This is a genomic window from Actinokineospora auranticolor, assembly GCF_002934265.1.
Taxonomy (GTDB): domain Bacteria; phylum Actinomycetota; class Actinomycetes; order Mycobacteriales; family Pseudonocardiaceae; genus Actinokineospora; species Actinokineospora auranticolor.
On record NZ_PTIX01000046.1, the window covers coordinates 1 to 17,417 of the forward strand.

Below are 17,417 nucleotides of genomic sequence, written 5' to 3' on the forward strand. Positions count from 1 at the left end.
CACCGGAGCTACCCGCGGGTGATCAAACGGAAAATGAGCAACTTCCCGGTCAAACGCGCACGACACCGACAACAACTCCGAAACAGCCGACCACCTCACTCGAACATCACCCTCACCCCGCCCAGCACGACCCGACACCGCCGCCGACCAGCCGAAACCACCTAACCGACCGGCATTGCGCCTAGCCCCGCCGCGCGGCTCCTGCCTCGCCTCGCGGCCCGCCGCTCGAACGCCCGCGAGGGGTCCCCCGCAATAGGGGAACCCCTATTTTCCATTCTATCGCGGGTTGACCAGCGGGTGGAATCGTTACTGCTGGCCTGTGGACAACTCCAGGGTATGTGGGGGGCCGTGACCGAGGCGTGACCCAAGATCGATATTGGGCCATTTGGTCCAACACGGCGTGGCAAACGGACTAGCGCTCGTCGGTTTGTCACTATCGGGCGCATGAAGCTCCCCGGTTTGCTCAGCCGATCACAGCCGCCGCAGCCCGGGACCACCGGGATCGCCCGGGTCGACCGGCGGACCCCGGACCTGCTGCGCCGGGTCTCGCACGGCGACGTCGCGGTGCTCGACCAACTCGACCTCGACCGGGCCACCGCGTACGCGCTCGTGCAGGCGGGGGTGGCGGGGGTGGTCAACGCGTCACCGTCGATTTCGGGGCGGTTCCCGAACCTGGGGCCGGAGATCCTGGTCAACTCCGGCATCCCGCTGATCGACGGGGTCGGGCAGGAGGCGCTGCGGGCGATCAAGGACGGCAGCCGGGTGCGGCTGCACGAGGGGTCGGTGTTCATCGGCGACAAGGAGGTCGCCAAGGGCAGCAAGCAGACGCCGGAGTCGGTGGCCGACCAGATCATCGAGGCCAAGGCGGGGATGTCCGCGCAGCTGGAGGCGTTCTCCGCCAACACCATCGAGTTCCTGCGCCGCGAGCGCACGATGGTCCTCGACGGGGTCGGGGTGCCGGAGTTGGGGGTGCCGATCCGCGGCAGGCAGGTCCTGGTCGTGGCGCCCGGTGCCGACCACGTGGACGACCTGCGCAGGCTGCGCCACTACATCGGCGAGCACCGGCCCGTGCTCATCGGCGTCGACACCGGCGCGGACGCGCTGCGCGACGCCGGGCACCGGCCGGATGTGATCGTCGGCGACCCCGACGGCATCTCCACCGAGACCCTGCGCGGCGGCGCCCAGGTCGTGGTGCCCGCGCACGGCGACGGCCACGCCCCGGGCCTGGGGCGGGTGCAGGACCTGGGGATCACCGCGGTCACCTTCGCGTCGACCGGGAACTCCGAGGACCTGGCGCTGCTGCTGGCCGACTCGCACGAACCGAGCCTGGTGGTCACCGTCGGGTTCCAGGCCACGTTGCGCGAGTTCCTCGACCGCGGCCGCTCCGGGTCCAACCCGTCCACCTTCCTCACCCGGCTGAAGCTGGGCAGCAAGCTCGTCGACGGCAAGGCGGTCGCGACGCTGCACCGCAGCCGGGTCTCCGCGTCGGCCGTCGTGCTGCTCGTGCTGGCCGCCGCCGTCACCATCTCCGCCGCCGTCGCGGTCTCCGGCGTCGGCGACGCCTACGGCTCGTGGGTCGCCGACGCCTGGCGCGCCTGCGTTTCCTGGATCGGGGGACTCTTCTCGTGATCTCCTTGCGCTACCACATCATCTCGATCGCCGCGGTGTTCCTCGCGCTGGCCGTCGGGGTCGTGCTCGGTTCGACGACGCTGAGCCGGTCGCTGCTCTCGGGGCTCAACGACGAGAACACCGACCTCGGCACCCAGGTCACCTCCCTGGAGACCGAGCGCAACGCGCTCACCGCCCGCCTCGGCGACGCCGACGCGTTCGCGGCCACCGTCGGCCCGCTCGCGGTGCGCGGTGTGCTGGACAAGCGGACCGTCGTGCTGATCACCACCGCCGACGCCCGACCCGCCGACCGCGACGCGGTCAAGGGCGTGATTGGCGCCGCGGGCGCGTCGGTCACCGGTGAGTTGCAGCTCACCGACGCCTTCGTCGACAACTCCCGCGCCGACCAGCTCAAGGACATCGTCACCCGGCTGCTGCCCGCGGGCGTGCAGCTGCCGATGGCGACCGACCCGGGCACCCTCGCGGGCGGCCTGCTCGGCCCGATCCTGCTGATCTCCAAGGCGGACAACAAGCCCCAGGTCTCGCCGGAGGAGTCCGCCGCCGCGCTCGCGGGCCTGTCCGAGGGCGGTTTCGTCAAGGTGGGCGCGGACCTCAAACCCGCCCAGCTGGCCGTCGTGCTGACCGGCGGCGCCAGCACCGGTCAGGGCGCGGGCGACCAGGCCGCCACCATCGCCCGCTTCGCCACCCAGGTCGACCGCTCGGGCGCGGGCACCGTGCTCGCGGGCGGCGCCGGGTCGGCGGCGGGTACGGGGGCGGTGGGCGTGGTCCGGGCCGACACGGCCGCGACCGCTATTTTGTCCACTGTGGACAATGTGGACGTGCCCGCCGGTCGGGTGGTCGCGGTGTTGGCGTTGGCGGAGCAGTTGGCGGAGAAGTCGGGTCGCTACGGCAGCGGCGGCAACGCCCAGGCCGCCGCCCCCGGCCCACCCACCGGCTGACGCTCTCGTTCCGCTGGGGGTTCACGGACTTCGCGCTGGGCCGGGTCGTCGAGGGCGGCGTGTTGGCGGCGGTGCTGCCTGCCGTGGAGGTGGACGCGGTGCCGGTCGTGCGTTGCCGACATCGACGCGGTCCGGCGTCCGCTCTCGCTCCAGGGTTTGTCGCCACGCCCGCTGCTGCCCTGGGGTCGCCGGCATCGGCCGCCGTCCCCGGCCTCGCCGTCCGGCCGGACGCCGCCGGTTGCGTTCGACTGCTCGCCCGCTCGCCGACCGGCATCGGACCGCCCGCGGTTTGCTGCCTAGCCGACTCCGCCGCTCCCAGTGGCGTCGCGGCGTTCCGCTGCTTGGCCGACTACCGCTCCGGTCCGTTGGGCATGGGGCCGCCCGGCTGCGCCCGTTGACGGCTCGCCTCTTCGGTTGAGGCCTTCCGGTTGGCCGACGCGACCGAGTCCGCGGGGCGCGTTCGGCTACGCCGTTGCCCGCCGCCGCTCTCGGTCTGTAGGCCTGGTTGGTGACCAACTGGCCGCCGTTCCCCTCATGCTGGTTCGGTTCGCCGCGCGGCAGTCCGCTGGTGTCGGCCGGCCATGCGGCTCTTCGCCCCACCCTGTCGCTCACCCTTTTCGATCTTGCTCTAGGGCGCGGTTTCGCTATCGCTCCACATATGTCGAAGTTGTCCACAGGAGCGGTCTTGGCCCGCCATCTGCCCGCCATCCTCGAATAGGATCAAAACAAGGGGTTCCCCTTGGCGGGGGACCCCTTGGGGGCGTTGGGGCGATGTGGTTCCGGGGTGGTTTCCGCGCCGCAGCGAGGTGCGGGTGGGGCGAAACCCTTTCGCGTTACCGAGAGTGTGGCGTGCGGGGGTCCAGCGACCGTCGTTCGGGTGATGGGGTAGCCCTCTGTCGGGGTGTGTTGCCACGGATGGGGGAAACTGCTGCACGGTCAGGTGGGCGGGGGTGGTGCTTGCTCATTTTCGGACCGTCGGAACCGATGTCGCCCGTGGTGGAAGTCCGTTTCCGCCTGGGAGGCAAAGGGAGTGAAGATGGGCCACTACAAGAGATCTCGGGTCGCGCTCACCACGGCGGTCTCCGCCGTCACGGCGGCGGTGGCGCTCGTCGCGGGGGCCACGCCCGCGCTCGCGCTCACGTCCGCCGGGCTCGCGAACGCGGGGTCGGCCAGCTACAACAGCGGCGGTCCGGTGACCATCGCGCCGATCGCGCAGTGCCGCGTCGAGGGACCCACCTCGGCCAGCTCGAACCTGATCTCGGCGAACGGTGTCCGCTTCGGTGCGGCCCAGTCGAAGTGCACCACCACGGTCATTGACCCGCAGCAGAGTCTCACCCGGACCAAGTCGGAGACCAACGGCTCCTCCTTCGAGCTGTCCGCCCTGGTCCTGCTCGGCGGTCCGCGGGTCAAGATCGGCGCCTACCGGGCCACCTGCACCGCCGACAACGACGGCACCACGGCCGGGTGGTCCTTCGCCAACATCTCCGGCGTCGGCACGCTGCCCAACCCGCTGCCGAACGACTACGTCGTGCAGCTCAAGAGCCTGGTCGGCGTCAGCCTCGCCACGATCACCTTTAACGAGGTGGACTTCCCCGAGCCGAACGACGGCAGCATCACCCTCAACATCGCCCACATCCGCTTCCTGCCCGCCTCGGGCATCACCGGCGAGGTCGTCGTGGGCTCGACGGCCTGCTCGCCCACGCCGTGACCGCACGGCCACACCCGGTACCGAGGTGACCCGTCGGTGACGGCGCCGTGACCCGGTAGTGATTCACCGGCCCCGCCGTGTCCGCGACCTGACACGGCGGGGCCGCGCGCCGGGGGCGGGGCGGGTTCGCCCGCCCGGGTCTGGTGTTAGGATGGAACCCCGTGGACCGGTGCGGTGTTTCCGCCGCCGACAGCGCGATTTTCGACCACGGGAGACTCGTTGGTGCAGCACGCTCGGACGACCAAGCACGTCTTCGTCACCGGAGGGGTCGCCTCCTCTCTGGGCAAGGGGCTCACCGCCTCCAGTCTTGGCCAGCTCCTCACAGCCCGTGGCCTGCGGGTCACGATGCAGAAGTTGGACCCGTACCTCAACGTCGACCCCGGGACGATGAACCCGTTCCAGCACGGCGAGGTCTTCGTGACCGAGGACGGCGCCGAAACCGACCTCGACATCGGCCACTACGAGCGCTTCCTGGACCGGAGCCTGTCCGGTAGCGCGAACGTGACGACCGGTCAGGTCTACTCCGCGGTCATCGCCAAGGAGCGCCGCGGCGAGTACCTCGGCGACACCGTCCAGGTGATCCCGCACATCACCGACGAGATCAAGGCCCGGATCCGGGCCATGGCCGAGCCGGACGACGTCGGCCGGGCCCCGGACGTGGTCATCACCGAGGTGGGCGGCACCGTCGGCGACATCGAGTCGCTGCCGTTCCTGGAGGCCGCCCGCCAGGTGCGCCACGACGTGGGCCGCGACAACGTGTTCTTCCTGCACGTCTCGCTCGTGCCCTACCTGGCGCCCTCCGGTGAGCTCAAGACCAAGCCCACCCAGCACTCGGTGGCCGCGCTGCGCAACATCGGCATCCAGCCGGACGCCATCGTCTGCCGCGCCGATCGCGAGATCCCCGACGGGCTCAAGCGCAAGATCGCGCTGATGTGCGATGTGGACACCGAGGCCGTGGTCGCCGCCCCGGACGCGCCGTCCATCTACGACATCCCCAAGGTCCTGCACGGCGAGGGCCTCGACGCCTACGTGGTGCGCAGGCTCGGCCTGCCCTTCCGCGACGTCGACTGGACGGTGTGGGGCAAGCTGCTGGACCGGGTGCACAGCCCCAAGGAAACGGTGCGCATCGCGCTGGTCGGCAAGTACGTCGACCTGCCCGACGCCTACCTGTCGGTCACCGAGGCGCTGCGCGCGGGCGGGTTCGCCAACCAGGCCAAGGTCGAGGTCGTCTGGGTGCCGTCGGACAGCTGCGAGACCCCGTCCGCCGCGGCCGCCGCGCTGTCCGGCGTGGACGGTGTGCTGGTCCCCGGCGGGTTCGGCGTGCGCGGCATCGAGGGCAAGATCGGCGCCATCACCCACGCCCGGGTGAACCGCGTCCCCCTGCTGGGGCTGTGCCTGGGCCTGCAGTGCATGGTCATCGAGACCGCGCGCAACCTCGCGGGCATCACCGGCGCGGGGTCCGCCGAGTTCGACGACACCACCGTCGACCCGGTGATCTCCACCATGGCCGACCAGCAGGACGTGGTCGCGGGCGAGCGCGACATGGGCGGCACCATGCGCCTGGGCTCCTACCCGGCGACCCTGGCCGCGGGCTCGGTCGTCGCGGGCGTCTACGGCGACCGGCACGTCACCGAGCGCCACCGGCACCGCTACGAGGTCAACAACGCCTACCGCGACCGGCTCACCAAGGCGGGCGTGGTGTTCTCCGGCACCTCCCCGGACAACAGGCTCGTCGAGTTCGTCGAGCTGCCCGCGGACGTGCACCCGTTCTTCGTCGGCACCCAGGCGCACCCGGAGCTCAAGAGCAGGCCGACCCGCCCGCACCCGCTGTTCGCCGGGTTCGTCCGCGCGGCCGTGGACTACCTGCGCGCCGAGCGGCTGCCCGTCGAGCTCGACGAGCCCGTGGCGGTGCAGGCGTGACCGAGCGGCACAGCTTCGAGGTGGTGTCCACCCGCGACATCCACGTGGGCCGGATCCTGGCCCTGCGCCTCGACGAGGTCAGCATGCCCGGCGGCGGCACGGCGGACCGCGAGGTCGTCGAGCACCTGGGCGCGGTCGCCGTCGCGGCGGTCGACGAAGACGGCTCCCTCGTGCTGATCCACCAGTACCGGCACCCGGTGGGGGCGCGGCTGTGGGAGCTGCCCGCCGGGCTGATCGACCACGCCGACGAGGACCCGCTGGAGGCGGCCCGCCGCGAGCTGGTCGAGGAGGTGGGGTTGGCCGCCGAGCACTGGTCGGTGCTGGTCGACCTCGCCGTCTCGCCCGGGTTCACCGACGAGGCCGTCCGGGTCTACCTGGCCACCGGCCTGTCCACTGTGGAACGCGTGGAGATGGGCGAGGAGGAGGCGGACCTGACCACCAGCCGGGTCCCGCTGGCCGAGGCGGTGCGCATGGCGCTGGCGGGGGAGATCGTCAACGCCGCCGCCGTCGCGGGCGTGCTGGCCGCGGCCGCCGCGGCGAACGCGACCGTCCGCCCGGCCGACGCACCGTGGCCGGGCAGGCCGACGGCCTTCGCCGACCGCAGGAGCTGACCCGCGACACCGGTGACCGGGACCCGCGCGGTGTCCGGTCACCGGTGTCGTGGTGATCCCCTAGGCTCCCGGGCATGGGCCGGAGCGGGGGCGGTGTCGACGCCGTGGTGCGCACCTACCTGGACCACCTCGCGGTGGAACGGGGAACCTCGCCCAACACCCTCGACGGCTACACCCGGGACCTGCGGCGCTACCTCGACCACCTGGCCGCCGCGGGCGTCGGGGACCTCACCGAGGTGGGGGAGCGGCACGTGTCGGCGTTCCTCGCCGTGCTGCGGGAAGGCAGCGCCGACCACCCGCCGCTGGCCGCGTCGTCGGCGGCGCGCGCCCTGGTCGCGGTGCGCGGGCTGCACCGGTTCGCCGTCCGGGAAGGGCTGACCGAGCACGACGTGGCCCGCGCGGTGAAACCGCCGACACCGCCGCGCAGGCTGCCGAAGGCGCTGCCGGTCGACGACGTGCTCAAGCTGCTGGAAACCCCGCTCGGGGAAGGCCCGGGGACGCTGCGCGACCGGGCGCTGCTGGAAGTCCTCTACTCGACCGGTGCCCGCATCTCCGAGGCCGTCGGGCTCGACCTCGACGACATCGACGTCGTGGAGCGGACCGTGCTGCTCGACGGCAAGGGCGGCAAGCAGCGGCTCGTCCCGATCGGGCGACCCGCGTTGGCGGCCGTCGACGCCTACCTGGTGCGCGCGCGGCCCGCGCTCGCGGCGAACGGCCGCGGCACGCCCGCGGTGTTCCTCAACGTGCGCGGCGGCAGGCTGTCGCGGCAGAGCGCGTGGAACGTCCTGAAGGTCGCCGCCGAGCAGGCAGGGATCCGGGTCCCGGTGTCGCCGCACACGCTGCGGCACTCCTTCGCCACGCACCTGCTCGAAGGTGGCGCGGACGTGCGGGTCGTGCAGGAACTGCTGGGCCACGCCTCGGTGACCACCACCCAGATCTACACGCTCGTCACCGTCACGACCCTCCGCGAGGTCTACGCCACCGCCCATCCCAGGGCCTTGGGGTAGAAAATCGGGTCCTTAGGCGAGGAAAACTCCCGAGTCAAGTGATTTGGCGACCGACTGTCGCCTACGCTGGTCGCCCGGAGGTGGGTGATGGGTGAGCTGGATGAACCGGGTGCCGACGCGCTGGCGCTGCCGGAGGTGCTGCACGCCCTGAGCGACCCGACCCGGCTGGCGGTGATCACGCAGCTGGCCGACGCGGGTGAGCTGTCGTGCGGCACCCTCGACGTGTCGGTGGCCAAGTCGACCCTGTCGCAGCACCTGCGGGTGCTGCGACAGGCGGGCGTCACGCACACCCGCCGCGACGGCAACCAGCGCTGGCTCTCGCTGCGCCGCGTCGACCTGGACCTTCGATTTCCCGGTCTGCTCGACTCCGTTCTCGGCGCCGTGGTCCGGGTCGACAACTAGTCCCCCGCGTTTTTCTCGGTCGAAGCGTTTGCGGCGAGCCGCGTTGGTAGACAAACGTGACCCGCTTAGTCTGCGCTTGACAGGTTCGCAGGCGACAAGGAGCTAGATCGCCATGTCGACACTTCCCCACGGGGGTGCGGTCGAGCTGAGCATCGCGCCGCGCGCGGCCAGTGACGACGACGAGGCGCACGAGGAGGTCAACGGCCAGGGCCTCGGCCCCACCGGGCGGCCCAAGCGGCACATCCCCGAGCCCTCGCTGATCGAGCACCACGGCCCCGCGCGCGTGCTGGCGATGTGCAACCAGAAGGGCGGCGTCGGCAAGACCACGTCGACGATAAACCTCGGCGCCGCGCTGACCGAGTTCGGCCGCCGCGTGCTGCTGGTCGACTTCGACCCGCAGGGCGCGCTGTCGGTCGGCCTGGGCATCCCCGCGCACACGCTGGACCAGACCATCTACAACGTGCTCATCGAGCGCTCGGTCGGCATCCGCGACGTCGTCATCCGCACCTGCGTCGACAACATGGACCTGCTGCCCAGCAACATCGACCTGTCCGCGGCCGAGGTGCAGCTGGTGTCCGAGGTCGGCCGCGAGCACTCGCTGCTGCGCACCCTGCGCCCGGTGCTCGACGACTACGACTACATCTTGGTCGACTGCCAGCCCTCGCTCGGCCTGCTCACCGTCAACGCCCTGGCCGCCGCCGACGGCGTGCTGATCCCGCTGGAGTGCGAGTTCTTCAGCCTGCGCGGGGTCGCGCTGCTCATCGACACCATCGACAAGGTCCGGGACCGGCTCAACCCCAAGCTGGAGATCACCGGCATCCTGGCCACCATGTTCGACCCGCGCACCCTGCACTCCCGCGAGGTGATGGCGCGCGTGGTCGAGGCGTTCAAGGAGACCGTGTTCGACACCGTGATCAACCGGACCGTGCGCTTCCCGGAGACCACCGTCGCCGGGGAGCCCATCACCACCTGGGCGCCGCGCTCGGCGGGGGCCAAGGCCTACCGCCAGCTCGCCCGCGAGGTGATCGCCAGGTGACCCAGCTGTTCGACCCGGTCCCCCGCGGCACGCCCCGCCAGAAGCACAGCTCGAAGATCACGGTCTACGTGTCGGACGAGGAACTGCTCGCCCTGGAGCAGGCCCGGCTGACGCTGCGCGCCGGGTTCGGCGTGGCCGTCGACCGCGGCCGCGTGGTGCGCGAGGCCATCGCGGTGGTGCTGGCCGACCTCGCCGAGCACGGCGCCGACTCCGTCCTGGTGCGCAGGCTGCGCCAGGACGGCGCGTCGTGACCGTGGCCGACACCGCCGCCCCGGAGGGCGGCCCGAGCCGGTTCACCGTGCGGCTGTCGAACTTCGAGGGCCCGTTCGACCTGCTGCTGCAGCTGATCTCGCAGCACCAGATGGACGTCACCGAGGTGGCGCTGCACCGGGTCACCGACGATTTCATCGCGCACATCAAGTCCCTCGGCGACGACTGGGACCTCGACGAGACCACCGAGTTCCTGGTGGTCGCCGCGACCCTGCTGGACCTGAAGGCGGCCCGGCTGCTGCCTGCGGGCGACGTGGAGGACGAGGAGGACCTGGCGCTGCTGGAGGCCCGCGACCTGCTCTTCGCCCGGTTGCTGCAGTACCGGGCGTACAAGCAGGTGGCGGCGCTGTTCGGCGAGCTGGAGGCGGGCGCGCTGCGGCGCTACCCGCGCTCGGTGGCGCTGGAGGACCGGTACCAGGAGCTGCTGCCGGAGGTCATGCTCGGCGTCGACCCGGCCCGCTTCGCCCAGATCGCGGCGGCCGTGTTCCGGCCCAAGCCGCCGCCGACGGTGTCGATCGACCACCTGCACATGGGCCGGGTGTCGGTCCGCGAGACGGCCGCCATCCTGCGGGCCCGGCTGGCGGAACTGGGCACGGCCACCTTCGGCGACCTGGTCGCCGACTGCGAGCACACGATCGAGGTCGTCGCCCGGTTCCTGGCCCTGCTGGAGCTGTACCGGGAGGCGACGGTCCTGTTCGAACAGGCCGAACCGCTGGGCGAGCTGCGCGTGGAGTGGACGGGCGGCGCGCTGTCGGAGGTGGCCGCCGCGCCGGTCGACGCGGGCGACGAGGACTACGGCTGAGTTGCCGGGGCAGGCCGGGCGGTGGTTCGCCGGTCTGCGATCGTGTGCGGTGCATCGCGAACTGCGTACTTCTCGGAGAGGGAAACTCGATGGCGGCCGGGGACCTGGAACAGACGGAACCGGAGACGGCGGGCGAGCCCGCGCCGTCCCCGGCCGCGGACACGGGTGACCAGGGCGCGGACGCCGCCGGCGGGTCGGTGGTCGACGCGGGGCCGGACGGCGGTAGCTCGGCGGCTGCTGGGGGTGCGGCGAGCGCTGCGTCGGTGGATGCCGAGCCGGACGGTGCCGGTGACTCTGCGAGTGGTGTCGCGAGCGCTGGGCCCGAGGACCCGGTGGGCGCTGAGCCGGGGAGTGCCTTGGTGGATGGCGAGTCGGTAGGTGCTGGTGTCTCGATGAGTGGCGTGGCAGGTCTTGGTGCCGAGGTCGACGGCGCTGGGGCAGAGGACCCGACGACTGTCGCGGCGGACGGTGCCGATGGCTCGGCGGCGGATCCTGGTGCCGAGGCTGGGGGCCCGGTGTCTGTCGCGGCGGATGCCGACCTGGACGGTGCCGGCGGTGCTGCGGAGGCCGGAGCGAGTGGTGACTCGGCCGGGGCCGAGGAGGCCGCGTCGGGTGCTGAACCGGAGGGTGACCTCGTCGCGGTCGGCGCGTCCGCGTTCCCCGACCTGACCGAGGACGCCGACCTCGACGCGGCGCTGGAGTCGCTGCTGCTGGTGGTGGACTCGCCTGCCGAGGTGGAGGTGCTGGCCACCGCTGTCGACCAGGGGGTCCGGCGGGTGCGTGAGGCGCTGCGGCGGATCTCCGCCCGCTACACCGAGCAGGGCAGCGGCATCGACCTGCGGCGCGTGGGGGAGGGGTGGCGGTTCTTCACCCGCGACAAGTACGCGCCCGTGGTGGAGAAGCTACTGCTCGACGGCCAGCGGGCCAAGCTGACCCGGGCCGCTTTGGAGACCCTGGCCGTCATCGCCTACCGTCAACCGGTCACCCGGTCGCGGGTGGCGGCGGTGCGCGGGGTCAACGTCGACGGCGTCATCCGCACCCTCGTGGTGCGCGGGCTGATCGAGGAGACCGGCACCGACCCGGAGACAGGTGGGATCCTGTACCGGACGACCGAGTTGTTCCTGGAGCGGTTGGGGCTGGCCTCGCTGGAGGACCTGCCACCGATCGCGCCGTTGCTGCCAGAAGTGGATGCGATCGACGATGTCAAGTAGCCCGGAGGGCATCCGGCTGCAGAAGGTCCTCTCCAACGCCGGGGTCGCCTCGCGGCGGGCCGCCGAGGACCTGATCGACCAGGGCCGGGTCAGCGTCGACGGCCAGGTCGTGCGCGAGCAGGGCAAGCGCGTGGACCCGGAGAACGTGGTCATCCACGTCGACGGCGTGCGGGTCGTGGTGCGCGAGGACCGGCTGTACCTGGCGCTGAACAAGCCGCGCGGCGTGCACAGCACGATGGAGGACGACCGCGGTCGCCCCTGCGTCGGCGACTACCTGCGCGACCGCGGCGAACGCCTGTTCCACGTCGGCAGGCTCGACGCCGAGACCGAGGGCCTGCTGCTGTTCACCAACGACGGCGACCTGGCCCACCGGCTGATGCACCCGTCGTACAAGGTGATGAAGACGTACCTGGCCGAGGTCCCCGGCCCGGTGGCCCGCGACGTGGGCAAGCGCCTGCGCCAGGGCGTCGAGTTGGAGGACGGCCCGGCCCGCGTGGACTCCTTCCGCCTGGTCGACTCGTACGGCGGGAAGGCCCTGGTGGAGGTCATCATCCACGAGGGCCGCAAGCACATCGTCCGCCGCCTGCTCGACGAGGTCGGCTACCCGGTGCTGAGCCTGGTCCGCACCCAGATCGCCGACGTGCGGCTGGGCAACCAGCGCCCCGGCTCGCTGCGGGCGCTGAACCGGCCGGAGGTCGGGGGGCTCTACTCGGCCGTGGGGCTCTGAGGCGGTAGTTCGTCGAGCTGCCGCAGCACCCGGTCGGCGTCGTCGCCGCGGCCTTGCTCCCGGTACAGGGCCAGCGCCTGGAGCCACACCGTCCGCGACTGCTCGTGCCGCCCCAACGCGGCGTACGGGTGGCCGAGACCGTCGAGGCTGTCGGCGACCTCGTGGCTGTTGCCCAGGTCCCGGAACATCGCGAGGGCCCGGCGGTAGTGGTCGACGGCCTCGTGGTGGTGGCCCCGGTGGTGCTCGATCCACCCGAGGCTGTCGTGGGCTGCCGCTTCGCCGTCCGGGTTGTCGTGCCGCTGGTACAGGGTGAGGGCCGCACGGCAGTGCTCGCCGCCCGCGTCGTAGTGCCCCAAGCGGTCCTCGCACCAACCGACCGCGTTGAGCGCGTCGGCCACCCAACCCGGCTGACCGAGGCTCCGGTACCGGCCCAGGGCGTGGACGGCGTGCTCCAGCGCGCGTTGGTCGTCCCCCCGCTGCCCCCAGGCCCGCGCGAGCGCCCGCTGCGTGCGGGCCTGCTGGGTGGCGTCGCCGAGCTGCTCGGCCAAGGCGAGCGCCTGGTGCAGGTGGGCGATCGCGCCGTCGTGGTCGCCCAGTTCGGCGTGGGCGAGCCCGAGGAACCGGTGGGCGCGCGGAGGGGCGGCCGGGTCGGGCAGGTGGGCGGCGGCGTCGGTGGCGAGCTGCCACGTGACCAGCCGGTCGTGCCGGTGCCCGCGCCGGTACTGGTAGGTGTAGAGGCCCCACGCGAGGTGCCAGACAGCGGGGTACCAGGTGCGGGTGGCCGCGGTGTGCTGTGCCGCGAGCAGGCAGGTGCACTCGGCGTCGAACCAGGCCCAGGCGGCCGCGGCGTCGGGCACCGGCTGGGGGTCGGCGCCGGGCACGGGTGGATCCGGGCGCGGGAGGTCGTGGTGGGGATCCAGGCGCAGGGCGGCGGCGTGCGCGGTGTGGGTGTAGAAGTCGACGACTCTCCGCACCGCGGCGTCGCGGATGTCCGCCGGGAGGTCGTCGGCGATGGTCATGGCGTAGGCGCGGATCAGGTCGTGCATCCCGTGGCGGTTGCCGGGGACGCGGTTGACCAACGACACCTCGGTCAGGGCGCGCAGTGCCGCGCGCGCTTCCCGCTCGGGTAAGCCGGTCAGGCGGGCGACGGCGGCCGTGCCGGTGTCCGAACCCGGGGCTATCCCCAACAGCGCGAACACCAGCCGCCTGCGATCGGTGAGGCGGTGCAGAGACTAGGACAGCACCGTGGACAGGCCCGAGTTGGGCGCCTCGGAGTCCAAGGCGGCCAGGCCGAGGGCGCGCAGTTCGGCGACGCTGTCCCGCAGCGGCGCGGGCGGCGGTAATCCCCAGGGCCAGTGGGAAGCCGCCGCACAGGCTGACCAACCCCGCCACGGCGCGCTCGTCGGAGGGGCCGAGGGCGGTGGTGAGCAGGTGGTGGGCCTCGGCGTCGGTGAGGACGTCCAAGCGCACCGGCTGGGCGCCGTGGCGGGCGACGAGGTCGTGGAGGGGGTCGCGGCTGGTGACCAGCACGGCGCACCGGCCACCGCCGGGGAGCAACGGGGTGACCTGGTCCGCCGTGGCGGCGTTGTCCAGCACCACCAGCACCCGCTTGTCCGCGACCAGGCTGCGGTACAGCTCGGTGCGGCGGTCCTGGTCGGTGGGCGGGCGGTCGACGCCCAGCGCGTCGAGGAAACCGGCGAGCACGTCGGTGGGGCGCGCCGGTCGGCCGGTCGGGCTGAAGCCGCGGAGGTCGACGAACAGGTGGCCGTCGGGGAATCGGTGCGCGTTGTGGTGTGCCCAGGTCAGGGCGAGCCAGGTCTTGCCGATTCCCCCGGTCCCGCTGATCACCGAGATCGGCGCGGCCGCCGAGTCGAGGGTGGCCAGGTGCGCGACCCGTCCGACGAAGCCGCGCGGTACCGGTGGCAGCTGGCGTGGCACCGGGCGGTGCGGTGGGAGGTGGATATCGCCGTGGATCGTGTGCTTGGACGACGTTCGTGGCCGAGATGACGGTGTTGCGCGTGCCGTCCTGCTGGTCCGCCATCGCGCACCCCCGCCGACTCGGGACATCGACGGTACCGGGTGCTCCCGCCGTCCGGTATCCGCTTGTGCGTGCCCGGTGATCACCCAGGGGGCAGGATGACCTCCATGAGCGAGTGGATCCGGCCGATCAGGCGGGGGTGGGTGGTCCGGAGCGAGGTGCCCGGGCCGGACGTCGACGAGTTCGCCGACGCGCATCGGGTTGTGGGGGCGTTGGCGCGGCCTGGGGCGGCCGAGGGGACTTTGCTCGCTGTGCAGCACCCGCATCGGACGCCTGCGGCGTTGGCGGCCGGGAAGGGGTTGTTGGACGCTCTGCCCGAGGCTCGGCGGACGTTGCGGGGGCTTGAGCGGACCGCCTATAGGCCGGTCACCGACGTCGTGGCGCCCTATAGGGTCGATGGGCCCGACGGGTCCGCGACGGGGGTCTTGTGCCTGGTCGACCCGGCCGCGGTCGGGGCGGACGGCGAGTCGTGGGTGCGGCACAGCGAACAGGTCTACCCCGAGGTGGTGGCCGAGCGCGCCATGGTGCTCACCGGGCTCGGCTGCCTCACCAGCGCCGCCCTGCTCGTCCCGGTGTCCGAAGGGGACGTCCTCACCGCGACCGTCGAGCAGGCCATCGCCGCCGCCGGGCCGCCCGTCGCGGCGACGGTGGACACGGGTGGGCGCCGTCACCAGCTCTGGCTGCTGGGGCCCGGTCCCATCCGGGACGCGGTGATGACCGTGGTCGGCGCGCAGCCGCTGTTGATCGCGGATGGGAACCACCGGGTCGCCGCGGCGGCGGCGGCCGAGTTGAGCGGCATGCTCGCGCTGGTCACGGCCGGGCCCGGGCTGCGCATCGGTGCCTTCCACCGGGTCCTCACCGGCACCGGCCTCGACGCCACGGCCATGGCCGACGCCTGGCGCGCGCGGGGGCTGGACGTCCGCGAGGTCGACGAGCCCGGGACCCCGCCGTCCGCACCGGGCACCGTCCTGGTGCGCACGCCGACCAAGACCCTGGTCGTGCACCTCGCGTCGTCGCGGGCGATCGACCACGGTGTTGTCGAGACGCTGCTGCTGCGTGACGCGCTGGGCATCGATCCGGAGAGCCCGAAGGTGCGCCCGTTGCCCGACGGTCGCGACCCGGGGCCGGATTTCGACGCGCTGCTCATGCTCGCACCGGTGCCGCTGTCCGACGTTCTCGCCGTGCACGCGGCCGGTGGGCGTATGCCGCGTAAGAGCACCTATTTCACGCCAAAGCCCCGTAGTGGTCTCTTGCTCGCCGATCTCTAAGCGGGAGTACGGCTCAACGACCGCGCCACCGGCTCCACTACGCGGGCGGCGACCGGGCCGAGGATGGCCATCAGCAGCACGTACGCGGTGGCCAACGCGGCGAGCCGCTCGTCCACCACACCCGCGCTGACCGCCAGGCCCGCGATGACGATGGAGAACTCGCCGCGCGCGACCAGCGCCGCGCCCGCGCGGGCCCGGCCCATCCTCGCGATGCCCTGCCGGGACGCGGCGAACCAGCCGGTGGCGATCTTGGTCACCGTGGTGACCACGGCCAGCGCGACGGCGTAGCCGAGCACGGGCGGGATGGAGCGCGGGTCGGTGTTGAGGCCGAACACCACGAAGAACACCGCGGCGAACAGGTCGCGCAGCGGCTCCAGCAGCTTGGTGGCGTTCTCCGCCGTCGACCCGGAGATGGCGATGCCCAGCAGGAACGCGCCGACCGCGGCGGAGACCTGCAGCTGCGACGCCACGCCCGCGACCAGCAGCGCCGCGCCGAGCACGCGCAGCAGGAAGACCTCGGGTTCCGGGCTGTCGACGAGCATCGATACGTACCGGCCGAACTTCAGCGCGATGACCAGCACGACCGTGATCGCGATCAGCGACACGCCGACCGCGGTCAGCCCGCCCGCGAGCGTCGCCCCGCCCAGCAGGCCGGTGAGGATCGGCAGGTAGACGGCCATCGCGAGGTCCTCGAACACCAGGATCGACAGGACCACCGGGGTTTCCCGGTTGCCCAGCCTGCCCAGGTCGCCGAGCACCTTCGCGACGATGCCCGACGACGAGATGTAGGTGACGCCCGCCATCGCCAGCGCGCCGATCGGCCCCCAGCCGAGCACCAGCGCGACGGCCGCCCCGGGCAGCGCGTTGAGGACGATGTCGACCAGGCCCGCGACCCACGAACGGCGCAGGCCGGTGACGAGTTCGGCGGCGGAGTACTCCAGGCCCAGGAGCAGCAGCAGGAGCACCACCCCGATCTCGCCCGCGAGCTCGGTGAACCCCTCGATGCCCTCCAGCGGGACCAGCCCACCCGCGCCGAAGGCCAAGCCGCCGATCAGGTACAGCGGGATCGGGGACAGCCCGATGCGCCACGCGAGACGGCCGAGCAGGCCGAGGCCGAAGAAGACAGCGCCCAGCTCGATGAGGGAGATGGCGGAACCGTGCAAAAGACGTTTTCCCGTCGATCAGCCGCGGTCGAGCACGTCCGAAGCCCGCGCGAGGCCGTCGGGGGTACCGACCGTGATGAGCATGTCGCCCCCACCGAGGGCGAAGTCCGGCCGCGGTGACGGGTGGATCGACCCCGCCCGCACGACCGCGACCACCGACACCCCGGTCCGGGTGCGCAGGGCCGTGTCACCCAGGGTCCGCCCGTCGAACGGCGACCCCGGCACCACCGGCAGCTGCCGGGTGTGCACCCCGGCCGCCTGCTCCTGGAGCTGGGCGACGAGGTTGGGCGCGCCCAGTAAATTCGCCAGCGCGGCGGACTCCTCGACGGTCAGCGGGATGGACGCCACGCAGGAATCGGGGTCGTCCCGCTTGGACACGATCAGCTCGAAGTGCCCGTCGCGGTGGTTCACCACCCCTATCCGGCGGCCGGACTTGGCCAGGAAGTCCTGCCGGGTCCCTATGCCCGGTAGTGGAGTCACCTCGACGTTCACCACACCACGGTAACAAGGCGAAGTGTCCGGTTGTCCCGGCCGGGTTAGCGTGGGCGTTGGAGGTCGCCATGGAGGACGACGCGGGGGTCGCCGGGTTCGTCGCGGCTAGGTGTACTGACCCGAGACGTTGCGAACGGTCCGACACGTGATCGGATGATCTTGAAATGAGGGAGGGCCTCCGGGTTCGGTGTGGAT

General features: G+C 72.2%; 16 protein-coding genes and 1 pseudogene. 13 read left to right on the forward strand and 4 right to left on the reverse strand.

The annotated features are described in order from the left end of the window. Nucleotides 1–444 precede the first annotated feature (444 nt). From steA to CLV40_RS36485, 12 genes are all read left to right on the forward strand, one after another. Nucleotides 445–1,629, forward strand: a complete 1,185-nt coding sequence (gene steA, locus CLV40_RS36430; protein WP_104483599.1) for a putative cytokinetic ring protein SteA — start codon at nucleotides 445–447, stop codon at nucleotides 1,627–1,629. After that, complete coding sequence (locus tag CLV40_RS36435; RefSeq protein WP_104483600.1) at nucleotides 1,626–2,567, forward strand: copper transporter; 942 nt, start codon at nucleotides 1,626–1,628, stop codon at nucleotides 2,565–2,567. The genes steA and CLV40_RS36435 overlap by 4 nt, the downstream gene beginning before the upstream one ends. Before the next feature lie 1,036 nt (nucleotides 2,568–3,603). Continuing rightward, nucleotides 3,604–4,275 carry a hypothetical protein gene (locus tag CLV40_RS36440; protein WP_245931820.1) on the forward strand — a complete coding sequence of 224 codons (672 nt, stop codon included), beginning with the start codon at nucleotides 3,604–3,606 and terminating at the stop codon, nucleotides 4,273–4,275. Between the two features lie 222 nt (nucleotides 4,276–4,497). Continuing rightward, nucleotides 4,498–6,195 carry a CTP synthase gene (locus CLV40_RS36445; protein ID WP_104483601.1) on the forward strand — a complete coding sequence of 566 codons (1,698 nt, stop codon included), beginning with the start codon at nucleotides 4,498–4,500 and terminating at the stop codon, nucleotides 6,193–6,195. Continuing rightward, nucleotides 6,192–6,806: an NUDIX domain-containing protein gene (locus tag CLV40_RS36450; protein WP_245931821.1), complete on the forward strand. Its 615-nt coding sequence runs from the start codon at nucleotides 6,192–6,194 to the stop codon at nucleotides 6,804–6,806. Before CLV40_RS36445 ends, CLV40_RS36450 begins: the two co-directional genes overlap by 4 nt. A gap of 74 nt (nucleotides 6,807–6,880) precedes the next feature. Continuing rightward, entirely contained in the window at nucleotides 6,881–7,813 is a 933-nt protein-coding gene (gene xerD, locus CLV40_RS36455) for a site-specific tyrosine recombinase XerD (protein ID WP_104483602.1), read from the forward strand. A gap of 87 nt (nucleotides 7,814–7,900) precedes the next feature. Beyond that, nucleotides 7,901–8,215 (forward strand): ArsR/SmtB family transcription factor, encoded by a 315-nt coding sequence (locus CLV40_RS36460; RefSeq protein ID WP_104483603.1) that lies wholly within the window; start codon nucleotides 7,901–7,903, stop codon nucleotides 8,213–8,215. Between the two features lie 112 nt (nucleotides 8,216–8,327). Next, nucleotides 8,328–9,251 (forward strand): ParA family protein, encoded by a 924-nt coding sequence (locus CLV40_RS36465; protein WP_104483604.1) that lies wholly within the window; start codon nucleotides 8,328–8,330, stop codon nucleotides 9,249–9,251. Further along, nucleotides 9,185–9,502, forward strand: coding sequence for a hypothetical protein (locus tag CLV40_RS36470; RefSeq protein ID WP_245931823.1), 318 nt, complete (start codon nucleotides 9,185–9,187; stop codon nucleotides 9,500–9,502). The genes CLV40_RS36465 and CLV40_RS36470 overlap by 67 nt, the downstream gene beginning before the upstream one ends. After that, nucleotides 9,499–10,323, forward strand: a complete 825-nt coding sequence (locus CLV40_RS36475; protein ID WP_104483606.1) for a segregation and condensation protein A — start codon at nucleotides 9,499–9,501, stop codon at nucleotides 10,321–10,323. The genes CLV40_RS36470 and CLV40_RS36475 overlap by 4 nt, the downstream gene beginning before the upstream one ends. A gap of 392 nt (nucleotides 10,324–10,715) precedes the next feature. Further along, entirely contained in the window at nucleotides 10,716–11,534 is an 819-nt protein-coding gene (gene scpB, locus CLV40_RS36480) for an SMC-Scp complex subunit ScpB (protein ID WP_104483607.1), read from the forward strand. Continuing rightward, nucleotides 11,524–12,261 carry a pseudouridine synthase gene (locus tag CLV40_RS36485; protein WP_104483608.1) on the forward strand — a complete coding sequence of 246 codons (738 nt, stop codon included), beginning with the start codon at nucleotides 11,524–11,526 and terminating at the stop codon, nucleotides 12,259–12,261. The genes scpB and CLV40_RS36485 overlap by 11 nt, the downstream gene beginning before the upstream one ends. Here CLV40_RS36485 and CLV40_RS40155 read toward each other — a convergent pair. Together CLV40_RS40155 and CLV40_RS40160 are read right to left on the reverse strand one after the other, a co-directional pair. Further along, nucleotides 12,240–13,460 carry a tetratricopeptide repeat protein gene (locus tag CLV40_RS40155; protein WP_245931822.1) on the reverse strand — a complete coding sequence of 407 codons (1,221 nt, stop codon included), beginning with the start codon at nucleotides 13,458–13,460 and terminating at the stop codon, nucleotides 12,240–12,242. The two genes, CLV40_RS36485 and CLV40_RS40155, sit on opposite strands and share 22 nt — an antisense overlap. Before the next feature lie 277 nt (nucleotides 13,461–13,737). Next, nucleotides 13,738–14,496, reverse strand: a pseudogene (locus CLV40_RS40160) (NB-ARC domain-containing protein); the annotation flags it as partial. On the opposite strand from CLV40_RS40160, the gene CLV40_RS36495 reads away from it, so the two are divergent. Further along, complete coding sequence (locus tag CLV40_RS36495; protein ID WP_104483609.1) at nucleotides 14,407–15,567, forward strand: DUF1015 family protein; 1,161 nt, start codon at nucleotides 14,407–14,409, stop codon at nucleotides 15,565–15,567. The pseudogene CLV40_RS40160 and the gene CLV40_RS36495 sit on opposite strands and share 90 nt — an antisense overlap. Here CLV40_RS36495 and CLV40_RS36500 read toward each other — a convergent pair. Both CLV40_RS36500 and CLV40_RS36505 read right to left on the reverse strand, forming a co-directional pair. Further along, complete coding sequence (locus CLV40_RS36500; protein ID WP_104483610.1) at nucleotides 15,564–16,730, reverse strand: cation:proton antiporter; 1,167 nt, start codon at nucleotides 16,728–16,730, stop codon at nucleotides 15,564–15,566. The two genes, CLV40_RS36495 and CLV40_RS36500, sit on opposite strands and share 4 nt — an antisense overlap. 18 nt (nucleotides 16,731–16,748) lie before the next feature. After that, the gene (locus CLV40_RS36505; RefSeq protein ID WP_104483613.1) at nucleotides 16,749–17,222 is read right to left on the reverse strand and encodes a cation:proton antiporter regulatory subunit; all 474 of its coding nucleotides are present in this window, start codon (nucleotides 17,220–17,222) and stop codon (nucleotides 16,749–16,751) included. Nucleotides 17,223–17,417: the final 195 nt, after the last annotated feature.

Coding starts and splice junctions, on each gene's coding strand:
- CLV40_RS36485 (WP_104483608.1), top strand. CDS start 11,524: ATGTCAAGTAGCCCGGAGGGCATCCGGCTGCAGAAGGTCCTCTCCAAC.
- CLV40_RS36495 (WP_104483609.1), top strand. CDS start 14,407: ATGAGCGAGTGGATCCGGCCGATCAGGCGGGGGTGGGTGGTCCGGAGC.
- steA (WP_104483599.1), top strand. CDS start 445: ATGAAGCTCCCCGGTTTGCTCAGCCGATCACAGCCGCCGCAGCCCGGG.
- CLV40_RS36460 (WP_104483603.1), top strand. CDS start 7,901: ATGGGTGAGCTGGATGAACCGGGTGCCGACGCGCTGGCGCTGCCGGAG.
- scpB (WP_104483607.1), top strand. CDS start 10,716: ATGAGTGGCGTGGCAGGTCTTGGTGCCGAGGTCGACGGCGCTGGGGCA.
- CLV40_RS36440 (WP_245931820.1), top strand. CDS start 3,604: ATGGGCCACTACAAGAGATCTCGGGTCGCGCTCACCACGGCGGTCTCC.
- CLV40_RS36465 (WP_104483604.1), top strand. CDS start 8,328: ATGTCGACACTTCCCCACGGGGGTGCGGTCGAGCTGAGCATCGCGCCG.
- xerD (WP_104483602.1), top strand. CDS start 6,881: ATGGGCCGGAGCGGGGGCGGTGTCGACGCCGTGGTGCGCACCTACCTG.